This is a genomic window from Myxococcus sp. MH1 (assembly GCF_059738865.1).
In genome coordinates this window covers 1122208-1145554 of sequence record NZ_AP026947.1, presented here as the reverse complement: position 1 = coordinate 1145554, position 23347 = coordinate 1122208, and the positions used below count along the sequence as shown (strand labels likewise).

The window sequence follows — 23347 nt, the reverse complement described above, 5'->3', positions numbered from 1 at the left end:
GCGAGGAAGAGCGAGCGTCAGGAGAACAGGGTCCGAACCTCGGACAGGCAGTCCAGCCACCTGGACTGCCTTGCATGATGGGGCACTTGAGTTCCCGCCCCGCGCTCCCCCAGGATGTCCGCATGCGCGCCCTGCTGCTCCTCGCCGTGCTCCTGGCCTCCTTCGCCCAGGCCCAGACGGCCCGTCCCTCGTCCCTGATTCCGAACTTCGACGACGCCCGAGACAAGGCCCCCGAACGCTCGTGCGACAAGGACTGGAGCGGCCGCGTCACCTGGGGACTCTGCACCCTCTCCCGGCAACCCGACGCGCTCTGGTTCCTCGAGAAGAACGACGCCCTCATCCGCGGCAGCTCGAAAGTCTGCGGCCAGGACCAGTCCATCAAGAGCCTCACCCTGTCGAGCTGCGGCAAGCCCGATGCCACCGTCGTCGACGCCACGCCCTGCGCCGCGCGGATCACCACCTGCCTGCATGAGCTCGGCACGGGCCTCATCGCCGTGGAGCACTACGACGTCGGCAACTCCACCACCTACGTGCGCGTCTACGACGTCCCCAACCGCAAGCGCCTCACCTCAGAGCAATGGACCAACGGCTGCACCTCCAGCGCCTGCTCCGTGGGCGCCCTCCAGGACGTCGATGGCGATGGCCTCCCGGAAATCGTCTTCCGCCAGTCCCGCGAACCCACCGCCCGCCCCGAGCGCATCCTCAAGTGGAGGGGCGCCTCCTTCCAGGACGTCGGCCGCTTCCTCTGGAAGGGCCAGCCCACCCAGGCCCGGTAGACTTCCCGACACTCGGAAGGTTGGCGACCCGTAACGTCGCCCACAGGGCTCTTGCCGCGCGACACCTCCGGCATGACCTTTCACCTTCCATGACGACGGACCTCTCCCGCCTGCCCACGCGCGGGCCCCAGGGCGCCTTCCACGTCGTCGTCGAGTCGCCTCGCGGCTCGACGGTGAAGCTCAAGTACGACACCGCGCTCTCGGCCTTCTCGCTCTCGCGCCCCCTCACCCGGGGACTGCGCTACCCCTTCGACTGGGGCTTCATCCCCTCCACCCTCGGCCCGGACGGCGACCCGCTCGATGCCATGGTCCTGTGGGACGACTCCACCTGGCCCGGCGTCGTGCTGCCCTGCCGCGCCCTCGGCGTCCTCCAGGTCGACCAGAAGAAGAAGGACGGCCAGCCCGGCGAGCGCGAGCGCAATGACCGCATCCTCGCCATCCCCACCCAGGCGCCCCGCGCCGAACAACTGCGCACCTACCAGGACATCTCCAATCGCGAGCGCGATGAGCTCGCGCACTTCTTCCTCACCGTCGTGCACTTCGCCGACAAGGACGCCCACGTCCTCGGCTGGGAAGGCCCCGAGGCCGCCGAGCAGATGATTCGCACCTACGCCGCGAAGGGAGGCTAGCCCCATGGCTCAACCCACGCCCATCCGAGGCCTCGGCCCCGACAGCGAGCTGGGACAGGCCGCGCGCCGCATCCTCGCCGGACGACTCGCCGATGTCCGCAAGCCGGAGTCCAAGCTCAACGGCACCATCGACGATGACGCCGTCCACGACATGCGCGTCGCCACCCGCAGGCTCCGCGCCGCCCTCCAGGTGTTCCGCCCGCTGGGTGGACTCACCAAGCTGGAGCACGAGGTGAAGCGCCTCCAGGACGCGCTGGGCGACGTGAGGGACCTGCACGTCCAGGCCTCCTGGCTGGAGGATGTCGCGAAGAAGGCGCGCAAGGAGAAGCCGGAGACGCGCAAGGGCATCGCCGCGCTGGGCAAGGCCCGGCTGTCCGACCTGGAGTCGCGGGAGAAGCGACTGCGCTCGGAGCTGAAGCGCTGGTCGTCCCGCACCCTGCCTCGCATGCTGCGCAAGGTGGATGGGCTGGAGGATGACCACCGCTTCGGCGGGCGCCGCGTGAAGGAGCCCCTGCACTGGCGCGTGCGCCGCGTGCACAAGCGGATGAAGGTCTACATCGACGCGCCCGACGCCGTCTCCGCCCATGTGCTGCGCAAGGAATTGAAGAAGCTTCGCTACGAGCTCGAGATCTTCCAGCCCGCCTTCCGGCGGACGCTCGGGGCGCTGACCGAGATGCTCGTCCCACTCCAGGAAGGACTCGGCGAGCTGCACGACGCGGACGTCCGGCTGGAGGTCTTCGAGCGGCTCGCCGCGGGCGGCAAACCCCAGGAGCGCAAGGCGGCGCGCGCCCTGCTGCCCCTCATCCGCGAGGGCCGCGCCAAGCGCTCCGCCGAGATTGCGCGCGAGCTCCAGCGCTGGCACGCCGAGGACATCCCCCGGCGGCTGCTCCAGGTCCTCTCGTAACGCGGGGCGGGCTCAGGGGGCCGGGGCGTCGAAGAGGGCCTTCTGGACGGGCAGGGCCTCCTCCAGGTGTCCCTGCACCGCCTTGCGCTGCGTCGTCAGCACCTGGCGCAGCGCCTCGTTGTCCGACTGGGACAGCAGCAGGGAGTCCAACAGCATCGCCGTGCGCGCATGGAGCGTGAGCTGCACGTCCATCAGCGCCAGGTCGAAGCGCGTCCCCTCCAGCGAGTCCATCTCCGCCATCATGTGCTGGGCATCCGCCATCAGCATCGAGGACAGCTCACTGTCCGCGGGCCGCAGCTGCTGGTCCACGGCCAGCAGGCCCAGCTCCTCGCGCGCCACCGAGTGCTCGGTGACCATCTTCACGCTGAAGTCCCGCACCGACGCGGTGCTCGCTCGCGACTGCCCGAGCGCCCCGAAGGCAATCTCGCTCTCGTTCGCGACCTGCATCACCCGGAGGATCTGCGCGTCCGTGAGCTCCACCGTCTGGGTACTGAGCCCCGGCACCGGGCTCTCGCTCGACTCGTTCATGCAGCCCATCGCCAACACCACCACGCCCGCCAGCAGCGCGCCCATCCACCCTCTCACCCCGTGCATGTCCCCTCCCCGTTCTCCACCCAGGCTGGCGGAGGTTGGGGAGGGGCAGGTGCGAGCGGTATGGGCGCGGGAACCGTTGCCACTGTCCGGCGGACGATAGGGCCCCGCGGCCCGACGCTCAGCCGTCGCAGTCCAAAGGACAGCTCTGGTGCGTCTCCGCACCGGTGCAATAGCCGTCACCGCACCCGTCAACCGGAGCGTCGCAGTCCAAAGGGCAGCTCTGGTGCGTCTCCGCACCCAGGCAAGCGCCGTCCCCGCACGTGTCCGTTGGAGGCTCGCAGTCCGCCGGACACGTCACCCAGTCCTCGCCGGAGCCACACTCCCCATCCTTCTTGCAGAGCGCGGGCTCCTGCTGTTCGTCCCACAGGGACGCGGACACGCTGGCGGTCGGCTCGGGGGCTTGCTCGACGGCTCCACCACAGCCCATCACCACGCCCAACCCCAGTGCTCCCAGGATGACGACGAGACGCTGCTTCATGATGAGACCTCCTCGGATGTGAGGAGGCCTTTCCTATCACGAGGCGCCTTCCGACACTCCGTCACCGGAGCGATGGGGTTACTGCTGTGGTGTGGGTTGCGACTCCTGGAGTGGGGTGCCGGAGCCGGTGGGCCCACCTGGAGAGGTGGCCTCGATGCGCGTGGCCGTCGCCTCGCCTGACTCATCCATGGTGTACGCGGCGCGAACCTGGGCGCCCTCCGGGACGTCCTCGGCGACCGACTGCATGCCGTTCACCATGACCAGCGTCGAGGGGCTCACCGTCAAGCGCAGCTGGGGCTCGCCGTTCTCGCTGAGCAGCACCTCCGTGTCGGAGGCGCGCACCACCTCGCCGATGAACTGTTGCTCGGCGCCGAGCTGGGCCCCGGAGGAGGCCGTGCTGCCCTGCCACGTCCCCGTGGACGGGACGGGGAGCATGACCATGGGCTGCTGGGTGACTGCCCCGGTCTGCGTCTGGGTGCCGGTGGTTCCGGTGGAGGTTCCGGGCTGCGACTGTGTCTGGAGGTCGGTGGAGGGCGCGGTGGCCATGGGCTGCTGCTGCTGGGTGTCCGCGGTGGGCTGCTGAGGCTCCGCCGTTCCGAGAATCTGCTCCTGCTGCTGCCGTGCATCGAGTTGCTCGAGGGGAGAGAGCGGCTGGGGCGGCTCCTCGACCGGCTGCGAGGTTTGCGCCGAGCTGCTCGAATCAGTCGAGGGTGACGTCTGCGATTCACCCGCCGCGGAGGAACCTCCGATTCCGGGCTCCGTGGTGGACTGGGACTGGGACGAGACCGAGGGGCTCGATGATGAGGTCTCCGAGCCCGAGCCACCAACCGCCGCCGCGCTGGACTGTCGCGCCTGTTGCTCCGCGCGCAGTTCGGCCTGCCGCTCCGCCGCGCGTTCCGCCTGCCTTTCCTCCGACTCGATGTCGCTGGCGTCGTCCGTCAGCGTCCCCGTGGCGCCCGCGCCTTGCTGAGCCTGTGCCTGCTGCTGCGCCTCACTGGCCTGCTGTGCATCCGCGCCTGGCTGTCCCGCCTGTGCTTGCTGCTGAGCGTCCGCGCCTTGCGGTGCCGTCTGTGCTGTCTGTTGCGGTGTCTGGCCCGATTGAGCCGCCTGTGCGGACTGCTGTTGCGCAACGGCGCCTTGCTGTCCCGCCTGCGCCTGTTGCCGTGTCGGGTCCACCTGACCCGCCTGCGAAGCCTGCGGCTGTGTCTGTCCCGCCTGTGCGGCTTGTTGCTGAGCTGCGGTGGCCTGCTGTCCCGCCTGCGTGGCCTGCTGTTGAGCCTCGGTGGCCTGTTGAGCCGCGATGGCTTGCTGTCCCGCCTGTGTGGCCTTCCGCTGCGCCTCGGTCGCCTGCTGTCCCGCCTGCGCGGCCTGCTGCCGTGCATCCGCCCCCGCCTGAACGCCCTGCTGCGGCCCCGCCTGTCCCTGGCCCGGCTGCTGACCAGCCTCGGCCGACTCCTGCCCGGACGCGCCGGCCTGCTGGGCCTCCGCCGACTCCCGCTCGGCCCGACCCTTCGCTTCGTCCAGCTCGCGCTGCTCTCGCTGGACGTCCTCGCGAGCCTGGGCGGCCTGCTGTTGCTGCGCGTCCTCCTGCGACGACTTCGACCGACATCCCGTGACGAGCAACGCGGCGCCCGCGGCCACCGCCCACTTCGCGCGGAGCTTCATGAGTCCTCCTGTCGTGACTGCCCGAACAAGAAACATGGGAAGTCATCGAACTCCGCCAACCCACGCCCTCTCCGGGCGGCCGTCCACTCGGCCGTCCTGCATCGGGCAGCCCACCTCACGACGCCCTACCCTTTCCGGGACTTTGGGGATAAGGGGCGCACCCCCATGCACGCCTGCGGACTCGACTTCGGAACCAGCAACACCGCGGCGGCCCTGCCCGACGGCACGGTGCTGTCCCTGCAACCCCACACCTCGGAGCCCCGCCTCTATCGCTCGGTCATGTTCTTCCCGGACGACGAGCGCGAAATCTACACGGGCGCCGACGCCATCAACCGCTACCTCGAGGACAACACCGGACGCTTCATCCAGTCCGTGAAGTCCTTCCTCCACTCCAGCTCCTTCCGCGCCACCCAGGTCAAGGGCCGCACTTTCACCATCGAGGACCTGGTCGCCATCCTCCTGCGCCGCGTGCGCGACGCCGCCGGCGCCCACATGGGCACGCCCCCGGAGGCCGTCATCCTCGGCCGCCCCGCCGTCTTCACGCCGGACCCGGACGCGGACGCGCTCGCCCAGAAGCGCCTGCACCGCGCCGCCGAGCTCGCCGGCTTCCAGCACATCGAGTTCCTCATCGAGCCCATCGCCGCCGCGCTCGCCTACGAGGCCCAGCTCACCCGCGACGAGCTGGTCCTCGTGGCCGACTTCGGCGCCGGCACCACCGACCTCACCCTGATGCGCCTGGGCCCCTCGCGCCGGGGCGCCAAGGACCGCCGCCCGGACGTCGTCGGCTCCACTGGCGTGCGCATCGGCGGAGACCGCTTCGACGCGGAAATCATGCGCCACAAGCTCTTGCCCCGCTTCGGCGCCGGCTCCACGTACCGGGTGCGCGGCCTGAGCGACAAGCGCCTGCCGATTCCACAGCACATCATGGCCAAGCTGCTGTCCTGGCACGAGATGTCCTTCATCCGTGAGAAGTCCACCCAGGAGCTGCTCAATACGATGATGGAGACCAGCGACAAGCCGGCCGAAATCGAGGCCCTCCACGACCTGGTCGTGGACAACCTGGGCTACCGCCTCTTCCGCGCCATCGAAGCCGCCAAGGTGCGCCTGTCCCGCGACGACGTCGCCACCATCGACTTCGAGGAGGCCCGCATCAACCTCCACGAGCCCATCACCCGCGCCGAGTTCGACGCCTTCAGCAAGCCGCTGCTCGACGAATTGGAGCAGTGCACCCAAGGCCTGCTCGAGCGCCACCCGGAGGCCGCGCACATCGACGCGGTGTTCCTCACCGGCGGCTCGTCGCAGATTCCCGCCGTGCGCCAGCTCTACGTGCGCCGCTTCGGCGAGGAGCGCGTGCGCACCGCGGACGCCTTCACCTCCGTCGCCGAGGGCCTCGGCCGGGCCTCCGCCACCCTGGGCTGAGCCCGCTCACTCGAGGATGAGGAGCTCCGGCCCCGACACCCGGAGCAAGACCTCTCCCGCGTGGTCGCCCTCCTTCAGGCGGCGGCCCCACCACGCGATGGCCGCGTCGACCTGTCCATACCCGTGGACGTCGACCCAGGCCGCGTAGGGCGCATGGCAGCCGGGCCGGGACACCGTGGTGAACCCACGCTCCGTCCCGGCCGCGCCAATCACCACACCGGCGTTGCCGCGCTGCTCGATGGCCTCGGGCTCGCCGTCGACCAGCGGCGCGAAGACCCGCGCCCCCTGCCCCGTGAGCACGAGGAGACGGTGGTCCGCGGACTCCTCCAGCTTGCACCACGCGACGGTGTAGCCATCCTGCGCGCCCATGCGCGTCTTCACCTGGTCGACCGTGCCCAGGTGCGCCCACACCTCGATGAGGATGGAGCCCCGGCGATGGCCCTCCGTCATCCAGCGCCCCAGATATGCGACGAGCGCATCCACCGCCTGGAAGCTGGAGGTCACCAGCGCCGTGCCGCCGAGCTCGCAGAGCGGCTGGAAGTCGGGCTGGCAGCCCTCGAACAGCCACCCCTGCTTGCGCAGATACTCGTAGTCGAGCCCCTCGACGCGCCACCGCACGCGCTCGTCCCGCGCCGCGGAGGGCTCCTGGGGCGCCATCATCACGGGGTGCTCGATGCGCAGGCCGGGTGCGAGCCGCCGCTCCAGCGCGTCATCGCCCTGCCGCCGTAACGTCATCACCAGGGGCACATCCCCCAGGCCCGTCACCACGACCTCCCCCACGTGTCCCTGATGGCGGGCCACCTGCTTGAAGTCCACCTTCACGGAGTAGCCGTCGTACGTCCCCGGCCGCGTCCGCACGTCGGACTCGCTCCCCAGGGGAGGCACCGGACGCACCCCGCGCGGGGCACACGCGCCCAGCACGAGCCCTGCAATCACACCCACGACCAGGAGCCTGCGTTCCATGGGCTCGGAGCATTCCGCGCGGAAGGCCCCTTACGCCAATCATGGAATCGGCATGGATTTCCCGACAGCACCGCGCCGCCCGGAGACACCCGCTCCGGACGGCGCGAGGGACATCACTCCACCCAGGCGACGTGGCCCAGGCCCGCGGCGACCATGTCGCACACGTAGAAGATGTCGTCGTAGGGGTAGTCGTCGTAGACGCCGCGCGCGGGGATGCAGCGCGCCGTGTTGGGCGACGGGGCGTTCAGGGACGCGGCCAGGTCACGGCAGCTCTGGTGGTCGCCCTCGCCACACTCCTCCGTGCAGGAGCTCGCGCGAATCCAGTACGGGTTGTAGAGCGGGTAGGAGTCCGCCTCCTGCCAGCACAGGCCCGAACCGCACTCGGAGTCATACTGGCAGCCGCTGCCCGTGGGATAGAGGCTCTGGGTCTGCTCGGTGGTCTCCGGCGTCGGCTCGGCCGGGGTCTGCTCCGCCGGCGCGTTGCCGCAGCCGAACAGCGAGAGCGAGAGGATGGAAGCCGTCACTGCGAGGAAGTTCCGCATTCGATGCGCACCTTTCCAGGTGAGGGGGAGCGCGCAAACAAGCATTCCCCGCGAAGGGAGCCAAGAGGCCTTCTCGCAAATTCTTATTTACAGTGACAAAACAAGGTTTCCGTTGACTCGGGTTACATCGGCCACCTCGGAGCCCTCCGAGGTGGCCGGAGCCCCGGGCTAGCGGGTGCGGCGGGGGGCGGTGCCCTTGAGCTCGTGGAGGGTGTCCTCCACCGCGGCGCGCAGCTCCTGGATGATGGTGTCGAGGAAGGGGCGGCCCTCCAGGTCCTCGGTAATCCAGGGGTCCATGATGACGGAGCGCAGCACGGTGATGCGCCCCTCCTCGGCATCCTCGGGCGTGGCGGTGCCGAGCAGCCGCTCCTCGTAGTCGGCGAAGAACTTCTTGCCGTAGTCCGCCTCGATGAAGTCGGTGGTGCTCACGAGCAGCCGGTAGCCGTAGATGTCGCGGCCATCCGCCTTCACGCCGAGCCTGTCATAGATGCCCCGGTTGAAGTCATTGGCCTTGGCGAGGCTGGGATTGAGCCCGTCCGCCGTCTGGAAGTTGAAGGCATACGTGAGGATGTTGAGGTCCGCGCCCATCTCGCGCAGCAGCTCCAGCTCCTCGGGCTGGGCGCTGGCGAGCAGCTCCTCGTGGCGCCTGTTGGAGAGCTGGTGTCGCAGCGTCTCCAGCGCCTTCTGCGTGCCGCCGTACTTCTTGCGCAGGTTCTCCGGCAGCTCGAAGCGCGGGCCGGGCACCACCCGGTAGTCGTCCGCCACCGCGTTCATCATCAGGAGGCGCGCGTGGAACAGCTTGCAGTTGTAGAGCGCCCTGCCGAGGATCTTGCCGTAGCCACGCTGGTCCGGCGGCACGACGGCGTGGCTCAGGTACACGCCCGCCGCCGCGGCACCGGGCTTGGAGCCCTCGATGCCGTACTTGCCCACCGTGAGGTCCTCCTGGCTGCCCGCGGTGTTGATGTACGGCGCCTCGAAGGCGACGAGGCTGCGCATGGCCTGGTTGCGATAGCACAGCGCGCCGGCGGGGTACGGCAGGTAGCCCGTCTTGTGCGGGTCCACGGTGATGGTGTCCGCCTCCGGCAGCGCCTCGAACTGCTTCATCGCGTAGGTGCTCAATTGCAGCACCGGCGCCGGCGGGCCCGAGCGCGCGCCCTTTGGCCCGGGCGCCGGGCGCAAGAGCGACGCGAAGTAGCCGCCCCACGCCGCGTCCGCGTGCACGCAGAAGGACATGTCCAGCGGGTGGTACTTCTGCTTGCGCAAGGCCACCACCGACGCGAGCGGGTCCACCAGCCCCTCCTCCGTGGTGCCCATCACCGCCGTCACCGCGATGACCGGCCGCTTGTCCGCGCGGCACTGGTCCAGCCGTGACTCCAGGCTCTCCAGGTCCATGCGCCCCGCCTCATCCAGCGGGATGCTGTACATGTGGTCCGCGCCCAGGCCGAGAATCGCGGCGGCCTTGGGCAGCGAGTAGTGCTTGGAGCCCGGCACCATGAACACCGGCGCCTTCACGTCCCCCAGGTGGCGCCGGGTGAACTCCACCAGGCCCAGGTCCTGGAGCGTGTAGTCGGACAGCCGCGCCGTCAGCGTCTCCACCGGAATGCCGAACTGCTCCTGGATGCGCGTGGGCAGCCCCAGCACCTCGTCCACCCCCAGGTTGAGCGCCTGCCACGGGCTCAGGTCCAACAGGCGCGCCTTCGTGTCGGACGGCAGGGTGACCTCCAGCCCCTTCGCGGCGGCGAGCGCGGGCTCCTTGCCCAGGGCCTCGCGCAGGGACAGCGGGTAGAACTTGAGGTTCCGCGCGGCCCACATCGCCTCGATGTTGGCGGTGGTGCCGCCACACGTCAGGTGGCTCCACGGCCGCACCTGGCCCTGCTCGGCGTAGCCCACCATGCGACACAGGTCCTCGCCGACGCGGACCTCCAGCACCGTCGTCTGCGGCGAGGCCTCCAGCGCGACGTTGTTCTGGTTGTAGAGCATGGCCGCGAAGTAGCCCGCCATGCCCGGCAAGGTCTGATCCCACGTCATGTGGCCCTGGTAGCGCATGCTGAAGAACGGGGCGGACTTCTTCAGCTCGGCCAGCAGCGTGTCGAACTCCGTGTGCAGCGTGTCCAGCGCGCGCAGGTAGCCCGGGTCTCTCTTGATGCTCTGCGTGATTGCAGGCGGGTCCGTGGGGTGGAAGTTGCGGCGCCAGAAGGAGTGGTCTCTCAGGGCCTCCAGCACCAGCTGCTCGAACAGCTCCGCGTTCTCCGCGCGCGGGCCCAGGAACCACGCCTCCACGTCGCGTCCGCCCGCGAGCGGCGACACCTCCGTGCGCGCCGAATCCCAGGGGACCTCTCGGTGCACGAGCTGATTGCGGTCCAATCGCTCGCGCAACGCCTGCTTCAAGCTGTCGAGGGCACGACCGGCGTAGTCCGGTTGGGACTTGTTAGCCATGAGGGACGCTCCTTGCCGACGGGGAAGGACCGTGGCGCGACGTGGGGCGCGCGCTGGGGGAGGGCCACGGTCCGCGCCAGACATACAGGACCCGTGTCCCGGGCCCATCACGCTCGCGACGTGGCGACAATTCCAGACAGTCCCACCGCCCTCCGGGGCCGGGAGCCGTTGACCCCTCCCTCAAAGGCAGACGGCCCGCTCGAAGGCGGGCCGCTTCCCCATCGACAGGTGCTCGACTACGGCCCCGCGTCCACCTCGCGGCTGAGCCAGCCCACGCCGCCACGACCGTCGCGCGCCACCACGTACACGGTGAGGCGCTGGGGCGTCTTGGGCGTCTCGTACTTCGACGTGGGGTCGCCCGGCTTGCCGTCCACCGGCTCCAGCGAGCGGAACTCCTTCACCTCGCCGTCCCCCGTGACGAACCAGCTGTAGAAGACCTGCTCCGTCTCCGCGCCGTCCTCGCCGGTGAACACCTCCAGGCTGCCCTCGGTGAGCGTGGGGCGGAACACCACCTCCTGGTCCAAGGGCAGCGGCCCCACCAGCGGCGCGTCGTTCCACAGGATGTCCGCCACGCCCGGGTTGTGGTTCGGCTCGCGCGTCATGCGCACCAGCACCTGGCGCACGCCGCGCTCGGTGCCCTCGGGCGTGCCGGAGCCGTCCGTCGCCTCGTAGCCCACGAACAGGGGGATGCCCTTCTCCAGCGCCGCGCGCGTGCGCGGGTCGTCCGGGTCGGGCGTGGCGCCGCCGTTGGGGTTCGCGGCCTGGATGGCCTGCAGCAGCACCGCCTGCACGTCGGGGTTCTGCAAGGACAGGGTGCCATCCGCCAGCGGCACGCCGTTCTCACCGGGGCAGCGGCCGTCGTACGGGTTGCCGTTGAGCCGGCACAGCGCGTAGGTGACGGTGACGGGCCGCGCGTCCGGCGCCACCGCCAGCGCGGTGAAGGACGTGGGCCCAGGCAAGGCGCCCGTGTCCGGGTCCAGCACCAGCTCCGGCGGCTCCGCGCGGATGCCGAGCACCCGCACCCGCCGGATTTCACTCTGCAGCTCGAAGTCGGGGCCACACGCCAGCAGCGCCGCGGCCAGGGAGAGGAAGACGCACGCGCGCATGGTCAGAAGCTCCCCTTGGCGCCGATGACGGGGAGGATGGGCAGTCCCTCGAAGTAGGCGCTCTGGGTGTAGTTGTAGTTGTAGGCGATGCCCTCCACCGCCGCGTTGTTGTAGACGTTCGTCAAGTCCAGGTAGAGGTCCAGCGTCCACTTGTCGAAGACGAAGATCTTGTCGACGCGGACATCCAGCTGGTTGAAGGACGGCAGCCGCCGCGAGTTCACCGCCGCGAACAGCGGCAGGAACACGTCGGTGCCGTCGTCACGCACCGAGCCCACCACCGGCGTCGTCGGGTTGCCGGACGCGAAGCGGAACCTGGCGCCCACCTCCCAGCCCCTCGGCAGCTTGTAGGACGCAATCGCAGTCAGCACGTGCGTCTGGTCGTTGTCGAACAGGCGCCAGTTCGCCCCGGGCGCGTCCCGGCGCTCGCTCTTGCTGAGCGTGTATGCAATCCAGCCGAACAGGCGCTCCGTCAGCGCGCGGCGCACGAGCAGCTCGAAGCCGTAGACCCGGCCGATGCCGCCGTTCTTCAGCCGCTCCGGCACCAGCTCCCCGTCGCGCTCCACCAGCGCGTCCGAGCGGCTGATGAGGTTGTCCAAATCGTTGTAGAAGACCTCGCCGCTGACGAACCACTCCTGCACGGGCTGCCACTCCGCGCCCACGCCGTACTGGAGCGAGCGCTTCGCGGAGAGGTCCGGGTTGCCGAACGCGAGGCTGGGCTCATCCTGCACCGGAGGCCCGTGGTACACGCCCGCGCCGCCCTTCAAGGTCAGCGTGTCCGTCAGCGCGTAGCGCACCGCCAGGCGCGGGTTGAGCGTGCGCTTGGCCTTCTTCTGGTCCGTGAAGACATACCCCTCGTACCGCACGCCCGGCACCACCAGCAGCCCCTTGAACGGACGCCAGCGCCCCTCAATCCACAGCGAGGGGAAGTACTGGAGGAAGTCGCCATCGGTGTCGAGCAGGTCCTCGGTGACGAGCGGGCTGGGCGGCTCACCCTCACGAGGCGGGCGCTGGATGCGCGCCTTGACGTTCGCGAAGCTGCTCGTCACGTCCACGCCACCCGCCAGGGTGAACGGCTCCACCAGCGCGTACTCCGCCGTGGCGCGCAGGTTCAGGTCCGTGGAGGCGATGCGCAGGTTGCGCTCGCCAATCTCGAACTCCACCAGCGTGTTGCCCACCAGCGCGTGCGTGTCCAGCGTGAGCCGCTCCCCGCGGTACTGGTGACGCAGGCGCAGCTGGTTGAAGCCCGTCGTCACGTCCAGGTTGCCGTTGACGGACGGGTCGTCGTCCGACGGTCGGTCGAACACCAGCCCCAGCCGGTCCCGAGAGGTGATGCCCTGCAGTGTGAAGGTGTGGCGTGAAATCGGCTTCCACACCAGCTTGAGCTGCGCGTCGTAGTAGCGCGGCGCCACCTGGAGGCTCGGGCCGTCGTCGCCCTCCGGAATCACGCCCAGCACCAGGTCGATGTACGAGCGCCGGCCGCCGATGGCGAAGCCCAGCGTGTCGGTGATGGGCCCCTCGATGACCGCGTTGGACTCGATGAGGCTCACGCCCACGGTGCCATGGATGCGGTCCATCTTCGGCTCGCGGCTGTTCACGTTGATGACGCCGCCGGTGATGTCGCCGTAGTACGAGGAGAAGTTGCCGGGCAGGTAGTCCAGCGACTCCAGGAGCTCGGAGTTGTAGACGCTGGTCAGGCCGCCGAAGTGGAACAGCAGGGGGATGCGCTGGCCGTCCAGGAAGACGCCGGACTCCTGGGGGCTGGTGCCGCGGATGACCAGGGCGCCGCCGTTGAAGGCCGGGCGCGCCACGCCGGGCAGGTTCTGCACCACCTTGAGCGTGTCGCCCTGGGTGCCGGGCACACGCTGCACCTCGGCCACCTGGAGCGTGGTGCTCGTCACCTCCTTGCGCTCACGGTCGCTGCGCACCACCGTCTCGAAGGGGCTGAAGATGCGCTTCTGCACGTAGTACGTGGCGCGCGTCTCGCGGCCCTCGGACACCGTCTCCCGGGTCTTGAAGCGGTCATAGCCGCCCTGCACCACCAGCACCTCGTGGGTGCCCAGCGGCACGCCCCGGAAGGAGAAGCGCCCCTCCGAGTCCGCCACGGTGGAGCGGTCCAGCTCCGGGAGCACCACCTCCGCGCCGTTGAGCGGCTTGCGCGTGCCGCGCTCCAGCGCCTGGCCGCTGAAGTTCACCGGGGCCTCGGGCTCCACGGTGCCGCCGTCCGCGTCGGTGGGCGGGGCCACCGGCCGGAAGACGAACTGGTAGGCGTACTGGATGCGCACCGGGGCGGGGACGTTGTCGACCTCCGCGGGGGAGAACTCGAACTGCTTCACGGCCTCCACGGCGGCCTCGTCGAAGCCGTGGCCGGCGGGCTGGGTGATTTCGACATTCGTGACGGCGCCCGTCTCCGAGATGTCGATGAACATCACCACCGTGCCCTCGAGCTGCTGGGCGGCGGCTTCGGGTGGATAGGGGGCCTCGACCTGACGCAGCAGCTCGGGCGGTTTCGTCAACACGCCCGTGGGGACGCCCGCGTCGGGGTCGGCGACACCGCCGTCCGGAGCCTGTGCCCAGGCTCCGGCGGCGAGGCAGAAACACAAAACGGCCAGGAACGTTCTCATGGGGGGAAGGGCGCGAAGGCGCCCGACCTCCCTAACGCTTTCACAACTTGGGTGCGAGAACGATTTCGATACGACGATTCAGACTGCGATTCTCGGGCGAGTCATTGACCGCGATGGGCTGGTATTGCCCGTAGCCCGCCGCTGACAGCGTCGTCGGGTCCACGCCCGCGTCCTGCAGCGCCCGCACCACCGCCATGGCGCGCGCCAGGCTCAGCTCCCAGTTGGTGGGGAACTGGCCGCCGCCCGTCGGAACGTCATCCGTGTGTCCTTCGACGCGGATGATCTTCCCCTGCACGCTCTTGAGCGCGTCGGCGATCTTCTTCAGCGCCTCGCCGCCCTCCTTGCCCACGCGCGCTGAGCCAGACGCGAAGAGGATCTTGTCCTTGAGCTGCACCGTCATGCGGCCCTTCAGCTCGGACAACTCAATCTTGCCCTCGGAGATCTCCGACTTGAGGCTCTGCGCCAGGCTCTCGTACTCGGAGCTCTTCTTCTCCAGCTCCTCCTTGGCCTGGGCCAGCTTCTTGGAGTTGCGCGCCAGCTCCTCGTTGAGCGCGGCGAGCTGCGCGTTCTGGTCCTGCAACGCGCGGCGCTCGGCGGCGCCCGCCGTGAGGCGCGACTCGGAGGTGGTCAGCCGGGTCTCCAGCGCCTTCTTCTCCTCCTCCAGCGCGGCGATCTTCTCCGTCAGCTCCTTGACCTTGGCCTCGGCGGCCTCACGCGCGCCCTTCTCGTCGTTGAGGCCCTTGGTGAGGTTCTCCGCCTCCAGGGCCTTCGCGTCGAACTTGCCCTGAGAGACGCATCCCGTGGTGGAGAGCGCGACGAGCGCAGCCAGAATCAGCCGTGTCCGCATGTGTATGTATTCTCCTGACAGCGATGGTTGGAGCTCCAGCCTACTGCCTGGAAGTTCCAAGGTCAGGAAGAACCCACACGGGCATTTCGCCAGCCTGGACCCCCGCCAGAGGGCCCGGGTGTAAAGCTTCAACGAGGGAAGATGGGGTGCACGTCCAGCCAGACGGCGAAGAGCGCGTCGGCGAACGTCTTGCCGGGGATGAACACGCCGCCGCTGGCCGCGCCGCCGACCTCCAGGCCGCCATCCGGGGTGTAGGTGATGATGAGGTCCCCGCCCTTCTCCACGTCACGCAGCGACGCGAGCATGACGCCCAGCTGCTGGGACAGAGGCCCCTCGCGCAGCTCCGGGTTGCGGTACAGGCCGTTGCGCAGGCTGTCCACCAGCTGCGAGCGGGTGATGTCTCGCAGGAAGCGGAAGTGCAGCCGCTTCACGGAGTTGGAGGCGATGGCCTCCGAGGCGCTCCTCGGCCGCGACTCCAGATAGAGACTCCACACGTACACCTTGAACAAGAAGCGCTTGTGCAGCTCCATGTGGGCCAGCTCCACCGTGCGCCCCTGGAGCTGCAGGGAGTCCGGCATGTGGACTCCACCCACCTGCTTCTGTCCCGCCTGCGCCGCGCCCGTTGCCAGCACCCACCCCAGCACGAGCCACCGCGCGCTCTTCCACGCCTGCTCTCTCATGCGTCCGACCCCCGCCCTGTCCGAGTACGGTGCCCGGATAGGTGCGCATGCCTGGACGCGACCGCCAGCAGATCGTTCCAGTTCCCTGTGGAGCAGTGGACGGAGCGGACCCGGGGTGAGGCCCCGCCCACGCCCGGCGTCGAGGCGCACGGGCCCGGGGCCGTCAGCCACGGGGAGCTCGGGAGGGGGATGTCGCGGGGTGTCGGGGCCATGACGCTCGTTGGAGAACATACCAGCGCTCTCCGACGTGCGGGGAAGGAGGCTGCATGACGGGCGCCCGGTCGGACACTTCGGACCGGGGTGCCAGGGTGCGTCAGGGGGCGGCGCGAGTGCGCTCGAGCAGGGCGCCGGCCCAGGTGAGCCCGCTGCCCACCACGCTCAGGACCAGGGCGTCGCCCAGGCCGGGGTCGTCCCAGTGCTCGCTCAGGACGCCCGGGGCGCCCGCCGCGCCGGTGTTGCCCCGGACGTGGACGTTGAAGAAGTGGCGTGACTCGGGGACCTCGCAGCGGCGCTGGACGGCCTCCAGCATGCGCAGGTTGGCCTGGTGGCCGATGAAGGTGACGTCGCCGGGCCCCTGGTCCGGGTGTCGGGCCAGGTAGTCGGCGCGCAGGTCCAGGAAGGTCTCTCCCGCGCGGCGGATGGCGAACTTCTGCACCTCCGCGCCGTGCTGGGTGAAGTGGCCGATGCGCGGCACGCGCACCTTGTCCGCGCCCGAGGGGTCTCCGGCGAGGCGGGTCTCGGTGATTCGCCAGCGGCCCGGCACGCGGGGGGACAGCACCGCCGCCGAGGAGCCGTCGCCCCACAGCACCGCGCTGGAGCGGTCCGCGTAGTCCACCACGCGCGTGGAGTTGTCCATGTTCACCACGAGCACGTACTCCGGCAGCCGCTCCGGGCGCATGCCCGTCAGGAAGTGCAGCTGCGTGCAGAAGGACGAGCAGGCGCTCTGCAGGTCCACGGCCGGCGCGTCGATGCCCAGCTCCTGCGCCACGCGGTTGGACTCGGCCGGGATGCACTCGTCCGGGCTGCACCCGCCCGCGACGACGAGGCCGATGTTGGAGGGCTTCAGCCCCGCGCGCGTGAGCGCCAGGCGCGCGGCGTGGGCACCCGTCTGCGCGTTGCTGTAGAGCGCGGCCTCCTGCGCGGCCCGCACGTCCCGGTTGCGCGTCTGCCGCAGGTAGTCGAGCGGCAGCACCGTGTGGCGGGAGCGGATGCCCACCCGCTCCAATATCCACGCGTCCGAGGTCTCGAGGCCCAGCTCCTCCAGGAAGGCATTGGTGAGGAGGTTGGGCGGATGGAAGTGACCGAGCGCGTGCAGGAACATGGGAACCCTCTAACGCCCAACCCTGCCCATTCTCTGTCAGCGTGCTGTCACGCCCGCGCTGCTCCGCGGAGCAGCCGGCCATGCGGGCGTCGCGCCGGGCCATTCCAGTCCCGACGCGACGGGGACTGACGCGACGTGTCGTCAGGGCTTCTTCACGGGCTGGACGGAGAAGAAGAGGACCGAGTCGCCCTTGCCCTTCACCTGCATGCCCTTGGCCTTCATCGCGGGGATGGGGGTGTAGACGACGGGCCCCTGCAGGTTGAAGGCGGTCAGCTCGGTGCCCTCGCCCAGCACGTGCATCGTCCCCTGGTAGGCGATGGTGGTGGTCATGGGGTTCTGCTCGTCCGGGGCCAGCTCCATCGTGGTGGAGACGAGGAACAGGCCGACGAGGCCGCGCGGGTCCTCGTGGATCTCCTGGAGCTGGACGCGCGTCTTGCGGAACTTCACGCTCGCGGGGTTGCCCTTCTGCAGGAGCTTCTCGAAGGCGCGCGCCACGCCGTCCAGCTTCGCGCCCACCTTCACCGGCCCCTGGGGGAAGGCGGCGGCGATGGGGTCCTCGGCGCCCAGCCCGTCCAGGTCCTTGCGCACCAGCTCGGCTTCCTCCGGCGGCACCGGCTGGCCGTTCGCGTCCGTCACCTCGACTCGGCCCGCCCTGGCCTCACCCACATAGGTCTTCTGGTGGACGACGGTGACCTGCCGCTTCTGCCGTCCCTGCGGGTCCTTCATCACGTCCACCACGTCGCCATAGGCGAGCTTCGCCTTGGTGACGAGGGGCCCCTTCACCTCCAGCGGGGTGAAGACCTGCGCCTGGAACATCTCGGTGGAGACGTCGATGGGCTCCGGCTCCATGAAGGGCGCGGTGATGTAGAAGTCCTGCTGCATCGTCATCCCCATCCGCACCTCCTCGGCCCGCCCCACCACCGCGTCCTGGCGGGTGAAGCTCAGCGCCCGGGCCTTGGACACGACGATTCGGGGCGGCTCGGTGGCCCCCACGTCCAGCGGCGACAATGCCAACAACCCCACGGCGATGACCCACGGCTCCATCCGGCGCATGTGTTCTCCTCGTGACACAATCCTTTCATGGCACCGCCATCCGCGTCAGGCATTGGCGTTGTGTAGAGTGCGCGGCATGAGCGCCAAGGCCACGTCCCGGGTCCACTTCCGTACGTGCAACCTGTGCGAGGCCATGTGCGGCCTGCGCATCGAACTCCAGGAGGAGCGAATCACCTCCATCCGGGGAGACGACGAGGACCCGTTCAGCCGGGGCCACGTGTGTCCCAAGGCGCTGGCGCTCAAGGACCTGCACGAGGACCCGGACCGGCTGCGCCACCCGATGCGGCGGACCCCGACGGGCTGGGAGCGCGTGTCGTGGGACGAGGCGCTGGACCAGGCGGCGAAGGGGCTGCACGCGGTGCAAGAGGCGCACGGGCGCGACGCGGTGGCGTCGTACCTGGGCAACCCCAACGTGCACAACCTGGGCAACATGGTGTTCGGCTCGGAGCTGGTGCGCGCGCTGCGCTCGAAGAACCGCTTCTCCGCCACGTCCGTGGACCAGCTCCCCCACCAGCTGGTGTCGTACTTCATGTTCGGCCACCAGCTGCTGGTGCCCATCCCGGACCTGGACCGCACGCGCTATCTGCTGGTGATGGGCGCCAACCCCCTCGCGTCCAATGGCAGCCTGATGACGGCCCCGGACGTGCGCACCCGGCTGCGCGCCATCCAGCAGCGCGGCGGCAAGCTCGTGGTGGTGGACCCGCGCCGCACGGAGACGGCGGCCATCGCGGACACCCACGTCTTCATCCGCCCCGGCACGGACGCGCTGCTGCTGCTCGCGCTGCTGCACGTCGTGCTCCACGAGCACCCGCCGAGGACGGGGCACCTGGACGCGCTCACGGACGGGCTCGACACCGTGCGAGCGCTCGCGCGCGACTTCCCGCCCGAGCGCGTGGCGCCGCACACCGGAGTCCCCGCCGAGACGGTGCGCACGCTCGCGCGCGACTTCCTCGCCGCCGACGCGGCCGTCTGCTACGGGCGCATGGGCCTGTCCACGCAGCCCTTCGGCTCGCTGTGCCAGTGGCTCATCAACGTGCTCAACGCGGTGACGGGCCAGCTGGACAAGGAGGGCGGCGCCATGTTCACCCAGCCCGCCTTCGACATCATCTGCGGCCCCAAGGCGATGGCGCTCGGCCGGGGCAGCCATGGCCGGTGGAAGAGCCGGGTGCGTGGGCTGCCGGAGACGGGCGGCGAATTGCCCTCGGCCGTGCTCGCCGAGGAGATGCTCACCCCAGGTGATGGCCGCGTGCGCGCGCTCGTCACCATGGCGGGCAACCCCGTGCTGTCCACGCCCAACGGCGCGCAGCTGGAGCGCGCGCTCCAGGGGCTGGACTTCATGGTGAGCGTGGACCCGTACCTCAACGAGACGACACGCCACGCGCACATCATCCTGCCGCCCGTGTCCCCGCTGGAGCGCGGCCACTACGACGTGGCCTTCCACGCGCTGGCCGTGCGCAACACCGCCAAGTACTCGCCGCCGCTGTTCGAGCCCGGGCCGGAGGGGCGTCACGACTGGCAGATCGTCCTCGCGCTGCAGCACCGCCTGGAGACCCTGCGCAAGGGCCGTCCGTCCGTGCGCCAGACGCTGCGCTACCAGACCCTCACGCGGCTGGGGCCGGAGCGGATGCTGGACATCGGTTTGCGACTGGGCCCGCACGGCAGCCGGTTCCATCCGCTGCGCCAGGGCCTGTCGCTGTCGAAGCTGCGCGCCTCACCGCACGGCGTGGACCTGGGCCCGCTCAAGCCGTGCCTGCCCGAGCGGCTTCAGACGAAGGACAGGCGCCTGCACCTGGCCCCTCCGCTGCTCGTCGCGGACGTGCAGCGGCTCGCCCAGACGTTCCCGGAGGGCGGGGCGCCCGACGCGCGCGCGGGCGAGCTGCTGCTCATCGGCCGCAGACACCTGCGCGACAACAACTCCTGGATGCACAACGTGCCGGGCCTGCTCAAGGGCAAGCCGCGCTGCACGCTGATGGTGCACCCGGAGGACGCGTCGCGGCTGGGGCTGGCGGACGGCGTGGACGCCACCGTCACCTCCCGCGTGGGCGAGGTGACGGTGCCGGTGGCGGTGACGGACGAGGTGATGCCGGGCGTGGTGAGCCTGCCGCACGGCTATGGCCATCGCCGCCAGGGCACGAAGCTGCGCGTGGCCAGCGAGCACGCGGGCATCAGCCAGAACGACCTGACGGACGACCACGCGGTGGACGCCGTCAGCGGCAACGCGGCCTTCAACGGCACGCCGGTGAGGGTGAGGCCGGCCGCGCCACCCCAGGCATCCGCCACACCAGCGGCGTGAGCGCGCCGGCGAGCACGAAGACCAGCTGCACCAGGTGGCCCAGCAGCGCCACCGACATGGCGCGCGCGGCGGTGGTGTCCAGCACGCCCGCCGCCAGCGCGAAGGCGCCGTCGCTCACGCCCACCTGGCCGGGCACCAGCGAGCCCACCGCCAGCGCGCACAGGTAGAGGCCCTGCGAGAAGAGCGCCTGCACCACCGACGTGTCGATGCCCACCGCGTGCGTCAGCACCGCGTACTGCGCCACCTGCAGCGTGCGGCTGCCCAGGAAGGCCAGCACGGGGCTCTTCGGGAGCAGCGGGCCGTGGCACGCCGTCTGGCGGAACTGCTCCGTGAGCTGCGCCCACCTGCGCGAGCGCTTCGCCAGCCACGCGCACGGTCCCTGGGCGCGCATGCACGCACGCACGCCCGTGGAGGCCAGCACCAGCACCACGCCGTGGCCGAGCATCGCCAGCGTGAAGACGGACCAGCCCGTGAGCAGGAACGAGGCCGCCGCGCAGGGAAAGGAGATGAGGCCGCCGGCCGCCAGCGAGGCCGCCTGGGACGTGGCCGCCGCGGCCGCCGCGGTGCCGCCACCCATGTGGGGTGACAGGAGCGCGGCCTTGGTGGCCTCCGCCGCCGCGCGGCCCGCGGGCGCCATGCTGGACACCGCGGTGCCGATGAGCTGCGCGCGCGCCAGCACCCTCAGGGGCACCCGCTCCGCGCTCGCGCCATAGGAGGCGCGCGTGGCGAGCGCGTCCATGCCCTGACGTCCCACCTCCAGGAGCACCACCCACGGCAGCCACGGCGCGGCGCCCAGCAGCACGCTCCCGAGCTCATGCGGGCCCACCTTGCGCACCAGCAGCGCCAGCATGCCCACCCCGGCCACCGCGAAGAGGGGCCGTAGGAGCCCCGTCATCCTGCGTCTCCACGGAACGGCCAGCGGAGCCGCCACCGTCGCGGCCTCCATCGGTCGGCCCAGGGTCATCCCCGCGCGCACGTTGCTGCCCACTGTCGCCTCCTCGCCACCCAGCCGCCCCGAGTCACCACGCAAGGTGAGCAGCGCGACGCGGGAATGCGAGGCCCTCGTGCTCCCCTGCCCCTCCCCTCGCGTCCGCCGGTGGACACCGTGCCTGGCGCCCCCACCCTGGCGAACGGGTTGCCGCGACGACTTGGAGTGCGTGCTCGGCTCCGGGCCCGAAGGTCGCTAGGGTGCGGACCCGAATTCCCGCGCGCACTCGGAGCAACCCATGAAAGCGGTCCGGTTTTCGAAGTTCGGGCATCCGTTGAAGGTGGTGGAGCTGGTGGAGGAGCCCGACGCGGCGCTCGAGTCGGGGCAGGTCCGCATCGAGGTCCTGGCCACGCCCATCAACCCGTCGGACGTGCTCACCCTGTCGGGTCAGTACGGCTCGCTGCCCAAGCTGCCGGCGGTGCCGGGCAACGAGGGCGTGGGCCGCGTGGTGGAGGTGAAGGACACCTCGGCCGTGAAGGTGGGAGACCTGGTGTTCCTGCCGCTGGGCGCGGGCACGTGGCGCACGCACCTGGTGGCGCCCGCCGAGGGTCTGGTGACGGTGCCCCCCGGCACGGACCTGAAGCAGGCGTCCATGTTGTTCGTCAACCCGCCCACCGCGGACATCCTGCTGCGCGAGTTCGGCGCGTTGAAGCCCGGGGACTGGGTGCTGCAGAACGCCGCCAACTCCGCGGTGGGCCGCTACCTCATCACCCTGGCGAAGCAGGCCGGCTACAAGACGCTCAACGTGGTGCGCCGCGAGGAGCTGGCAAAGGAGCTCACCGAGCTGGGCGCGGACGTGGTGCTGACGGACACGGATGATTTGCCCGAGCGCGTGAAGGCGGCGACGGGCGGCGCCAAGGTGCGGCTGGCCATCGACGCGGTGGGCGGCGACTCCACGCGGCGGCTGGGGGATTCGCTCGCCACCGGCGGCACGGTGGTGAACTACGGCGTCATGTCCGGCAAGGGCCCCAAGCTGTCGGCCGCGGCTTCCATCTTCAAGGACATCACCCTGCGCGGCTTCTGGCTGGTGCTGTGGCTCAAGCGCGCCCCGCGCGAGCAGCAGCAGGAGACGTTCGGCCGACTGGCGAAGCTGGTGGCCGACGGCACGCTGAAGACGGCGGTGGAGGGCACCTTCACGCTGGACGCCATCCAGGAGGCGCTGGCGCGCTCGATGGAGGGTGGACGCGGCGGCAAGGTGCTGCTCACGCCCAATGGACCTGTCTGAAGACACGCTGTTCGACGGGAGGCACGACGATGAAGCGCGTGGAAGGCAAGGTGGCACTGATTACGGGCGCGGCGGGCGGGCTGGGCAGCGCGGCGGCGCGGATGCTCGCGCGCGAGGGCGCCAGGGTGGTGGTGACGGACCGGCCCCAGCAGGAGGAGGCCGGCGTCGAGGTGGCCAGGTCCCTGGGTGAGGGCATGGGCCTGTTCGTCCCGCTGGACGTCACGCGCGAGGAGGACTGGGTGCGCGCGATGGAGGTGACGCTGGAGAAGTTCGGCCGGCTGGACGTGCTCGTCAACAACGCGGGCCTGGGCGTGCCCAAGGACGTGGAGAACATCACCCTGGCCGAGTGGCGGCTGGTGCACGCGGTCAACCTGGACGGCACGTTCCTGGGCTGCAAGCACGGCATCCAGGCCATGCGCAAGTCAGGCGCCAGGGGCTCCATCATCAACATCTCCTCCGTGGCGGGGCTCATCGGCGTGCCCACGCTGGTGGCGTACGGCAGCGCGAAGGCCGCCGTGCACATGTTCACCAAGTCGGTGGCGTTGCACTGCGCGCACCACGGCTACGGCATCCGGTGCAACTCCATCCACCCCACGTTCATCGAGACGAACATGGTGAAGGCGCTGATTGCGTCCTCGGGCTCGCCGGAGCGGGCTCGCGAGGGGCTGCGGCGCACGATTCCGCAGGGCGCGATGGGGGAGCCGGATGACGTGGCCAACGCCGTGGTCTACCTCGCCTCGGACGAGTCGAAGCTGATGACGGGCGCGGAGATGATTCTCGACGGCGGCTCCACCGCGCAGTAGCGCT

At 70.2% G+C, this 23347-nt stretch carries 20 protein-coding genes; 7 read left to right on the top strand and 13 right to left on the bottom strand.

The window, feature by feature from the left end; all coding sequences use genetic code 11:
- Positions 1-122 precede the first annotated feature (122 nt).
- From AC6JA9_RS04800 to AC6JA9_RS04790, 3 genes are all read left to right on the top strand, one after another.
- Entirely contained in the window at positions 123-776 is a 654-nt protein-coding gene (locus AC6JA9_RS04800) for a hypothetical protein (RefSeq protein WP_497959166.1), read from the top strand.
- A gap of 89 nt (positions 777-865) precedes the next feature.
- On the top strand, positions 866-1405 hold the full coding sequence (locus AC6JA9_RS04795) for an inorganic diphosphatase (RefSeq protein ID WP_497959165.1): 540 nt from the start codon (positions 866-868) through the stop codon (positions 1403-1405).
- Positions 1406-1409: 4 nt separating this feature from the next.
- Positions 1410-2309 carry a CHAD domain-containing protein gene (locus AC6JA9_RS04790; protein ID WP_497959164.1) on the top strand — a complete coding sequence of 300 codons (900 nt, stop codon included), beginning with the start codon at positions 1410-1412 and terminating at the stop codon, positions 2307-2309.
- Positions 2310-2321: 12 nt separating this feature from the next.
- Here the strand turns inward: AC6JA9_RS04790 and AC6JA9_RS04785 are convergent, their stop codons facing one another.
- From AC6JA9_RS04785 to AC6JA9_RS04775, 3 genes are all read right to left on the bottom strand, one after another.
- On the bottom strand, positions 2322-2903 hold the full coding sequence (locus AC6JA9_RS04785; RefSeq protein WP_497959163.1) for a DUF4142 domain-containing protein: 582 nt from the start codon (positions 2901-2903) through the stop codon (positions 2322-2324).
- Positions 2904-3021: 118 nt separating this feature from the next.
- Complete coding sequence (locus AC6JA9_RS04780; protein WP_497959162.1) at positions 3022-3381, bottom strand: tenascin-X; 360 nt, start codon at positions 3379-3381, stop codon at positions 3022-3024.
- Between the two features lie 78 nt (positions 3382-3459).
- On the bottom strand, positions 3460-5046 hold the full coding sequence (locus tag AC6JA9_RS04775; protein ID WP_497959161.1) for a hypothetical protein: 1587 nt from the start codon (positions 5044-5046) through the stop codon (positions 3460-3462).
- A gap of 165 nt (positions 5047-5211) precedes the next feature.
- Between AC6JA9_RS04775 and AC6JA9_RS04770 the strand changes: the two genes are divergently transcribed.
- Positions 5212-6465, top strand: coding sequence for an Hsp70 family protein (locus AC6JA9_RS04770; RefSeq protein ID WP_267698115.1), 1254 nt, complete (start codon positions 5212-5214; stop codon positions 6463-6465).
- A gap of 6 nt (positions 6466-6471) precedes the next feature.
- Here the strand turns inward: AC6JA9_RS04770 and AC6JA9_RS04765 are convergent, their stop codons facing one another.
- The 9 genes from AC6JA9_RS04765 to AC6JA9_RS04725 all read right to left on the bottom strand — a co-directional run bounded on the left by AC6JA9_RS04765 (position 6472) and on the right by AC6JA9_RS04725 (position 18034).
- A complete protein-coding gene (locus tag AC6JA9_RS04765) occupies positions 6472-7428 on the bottom strand; it encodes a hypothetical protein (protein WP_473566856.1) in 957 nt (318 codons plus the stop codon).
- Positions 7429-7541: 113 nt separating this feature from the next.
- Complete coding sequence (locus tag AC6JA9_RS04760) at positions 7542-7970, bottom strand: hypothetical protein (protein WP_473566855.1); 429 nt, start codon at positions 7968-7970, stop codon at positions 7542-7544.
- 168 nt (positions 7971-8138) lie between these two features.
- Positions 8139-10406 (bottom strand): pyridoxal phosphate-dependent decarboxylase family protein, encoded by a 2268-nt coding sequence (locus AC6JA9_RS04755; protein WP_497959160.1) that lies wholly within the window; start codon positions 10404-10406, stop codon positions 8139-8141.
- Positions 10407-10642: 236 nt separating this feature from the next.
- Positions 10643-11512: a hypothetical protein gene (locus tag AC6JA9_RS04750; RefSeq protein ID WP_408888167.1), complete on the bottom strand. Its 870-nt coding sequence runs from the start codon at positions 11510-11512 to the stop codon at positions 10643-10645.
- Between the two features lie 2 nt (positions 11513-11514).
- A complete protein-coding gene (locus tag AC6JA9_RS04745; protein WP_497959159.1) occupies positions 11515-14133 on the bottom strand; it encodes a TonB-dependent receptor in 2619 nt (872 codons plus the stop codon).
- 40 nt (positions 14134-14173) lie between these two features.
- Positions 14174-14980: an OmpA/MotB family protein gene (locus AC6JA9_RS04740; RefSeq protein WP_141327593.1), complete on the bottom strand. Its 807-nt coding sequence runs from the start codon at positions 14978-14980 to the stop codon at positions 14174-14176.
- A gap of 128 nt (positions 14981-15108) precedes the next feature.
- Complete coding sequence (locus tag AC6JA9_RS04735) at positions 15109-15660, bottom strand: chalcone isomerase family protein (RefSeq protein WP_223745922.1); 552 nt, start codon at positions 15658-15660, stop codon at positions 15109-15111.
- A gap of 313 nt (positions 15661-15973) precedes the next feature.
- Positions 15974-16981: a 3-oxoacyl-ACP synthase III family protein gene (locus AC6JA9_RS04730; RefSeq protein ID WP_223782476.1), complete on the bottom strand. Its 1008-nt coding sequence runs from the start codon at positions 16979-16981 to the stop codon at positions 15974-15976.
- Between the two features lie 141 nt (positions 16982-17122).
- A complete protein-coding gene (locus tag AC6JA9_RS04725; protein WP_497959158.1) occupies positions 17123-18034 on the bottom strand; it encodes a hypothetical protein in 912 nt (303 codons plus the stop codon).
- A 76-nt stretch (positions 18035-18110) separates the two neighbouring features.
- Here AC6JA9_RS04725 and AC6JA9_RS04720 point away from each other — a divergent pair, with 76 nt between their 5' ends.
- Complete coding sequence (locus AC6JA9_RS04720; protein WP_497959157.1) at positions 18111-20327, top strand: molybdopterin oxidoreductase family protein; 2217 nt, start codon at positions 18111-18113, stop codon at positions 20325-20327.
- Here the strand turns inward: AC6JA9_RS04720 and AC6JA9_RS04715 are convergent.
- Positions 20260-21357 carry a lysylphosphatidylglycerol synthase domain-containing protein gene (locus AC6JA9_RS04715; RefSeq protein WP_223782473.1) on the bottom strand — a complete coding sequence of 366 codons (1098 nt, stop codon included), beginning with the start codon at positions 21355-21357 and terminating at the stop codon, positions 20260-20262. The genes AC6JA9_RS04720 and AC6JA9_RS04715 overlap by 68 nt on opposite strands.
- A 196-nt stretch (positions 21358-21553) precedes the next feature.
- Here AC6JA9_RS04715 and AC6JA9_RS04710 point away from each other — a divergent pair, with 196 nt between their 5' ends.
- Both AC6JA9_RS04710 and AC6JA9_RS04705 read left to right on the top strand, forming a co-directional pair.
- Positions 21554-22540 (top strand): zinc-dependent alcohol dehydrogenase family protein, encoded by a 987-nt coding sequence (locus AC6JA9_RS04710; protein WP_223745917.1) that lies wholly within the window; start codon positions 21554-21556, stop codon positions 22538-22540.
- 29 nt (positions 22541-22569) lie between these two features.
- Positions 22570-23343 (top strand): glucose 1-dehydrogenase, encoded by a 774-nt coding sequence (locus AC6JA9_RS04705; protein ID WP_483576977.1) that lies wholly within the window; start codon positions 22570-22572, stop codon positions 23341-23343.
- The last annotated feature ends 4 nt before the right edge of the window (positions 23344-23347 follow it).

Bases quoted from the DNA above. Each gene is read 5' to 3' on its own strand.
- AC6JA9_RS04800 (WP_497959166.1), top strand. From the start codon at position 123: ATGCGCGCCCTGCTGCTCCTCGCCGTGCTCCTGGCCTCCTTCGCCCAG.
- AC6JA9_RS04795 (WP_497959165.1), top strand. From the start codon at position 866: ATGACGACGGACCTCTCCCGCCTGCCCACGCGCGGGCCCCAGGGCGCC.
- AC6JA9_RS04790 (WP_497959164.1), top strand. From the start codon at position 1,410: ATGGCTCAACCCACGCCCATCCGAGGCCTCGGCCCCGACAGCGAGCTG.
- AC6JA9_RS04785 (WP_497959163.1), bottom strand. From the start codon at position 2,903: ATGCACGGGGTGAGAGGGTGGATGGGCGCGCTGCTGGCGGGCGTGGTG.
- AC6JA9_RS04780 (WP_497959162.1), bottom strand. From the start codon at position 3,381: ATGAAGCAGCGTCTCGTCGTCATCCTGGGAGCACTGGGGTTGGGCGTG.
- AC6JA9_RS04775 (WP_497959161.1), bottom strand. From the start codon at position 5,046: ATGAAGCTCCGCGCGAAGTGGGCGGTGGCCGCGGGCGCCGCGTTGCTC.
- AC6JA9_RS04770 (WP_267698115.1), top strand. From the start codon at position 5,212: ATGCACGCCTGCGGACTCGACTTCGGAACCAGCAACACCGCGGCGGCC.
- AC6JA9_RS04765 (WP_473566856.1), bottom strand. From the start codon at position 7,428: ATGGAACGCAGGCTCCTGGTCGTGGGTGTGATTGCAGGGCTCGTGCTG.
- AC6JA9_RS04760 (WP_473566855.1), bottom strand. From the start codon at position 7,970: ATGCGGAACTTCCTCGCAGTGACGGCTTCCATCCTCTCGCTCTCGCTG.
- AC6JA9_RS04755 (WP_497959160.1), bottom strand. From the start codon at position 10,406: ATGGCTAACAAGTCCCAACCGGACTACGCCGGTCGTGCCCTCGACAGC.
- AC6JA9_RS04750 (WP_408888167.1), bottom strand. From the start codon at position 11,512: ATGCGCGCGTGCGTCTTCCTCTCCCTGGCCGCGGCGCTGCTGGCGTGT.
- AC6JA9_RS04745 (WP_497959159.1), bottom strand. From the start codon at position 14,133: ATGAGAACGTTCCTGGCCGTTTTGTGTTTCTGCCTCGCCGCCGGAGCC.
- AC6JA9_RS04740 (WP_141327593.1), bottom strand. From the start codon at position 14,980: ATGCGGACACGGCTGATTCTGGCTGCGCTCGTCGCGCTCTCCACCACG.
- AC6JA9_RS04735 (WP_223745922.1), bottom strand. From the start codon at position 15,660: ATGAGAGAGCAGGCGTGGAAGAGCGCGCGGTGGCTCGTGCTGGGGTGG.
- AC6JA9_RS04730 (WP_223782476.1), bottom strand. From the start codon at position 16,981: ATGTTCCTGCACGCGCTCGGTCACTTCCATCCGCCCAACCTCCTCACC.
- AC6JA9_RS04725 (WP_497959158.1), bottom strand. From the start codon at position 18,034: ATGCGCCGGATGGAGCCGTGGGTCATCGCCGTGGGGTTGTTGGCATTG.
- AC6JA9_RS04720 (WP_497959157.1), top strand. From the start codon at position 18,111: ATGAGCGCCAAGGCCACGTCCCGGGTCCACTTCCGTACGTGCAACCTG.
- AC6JA9_RS04710 (WP_223745917.1), top strand. From the start codon at position 21,554: ATGAAAGCGGTCCGGTTTTCGAAGTTCGGGCATCCGTTGAAGGTGGTG.
- AC6JA9_RS04705 (WP_483576977.1), top strand. From the start codon at position 22,570: ATGAAGCGCGTGGAAGGCAAGGTGGCACTGATTACGGGCGCGGCGGGC.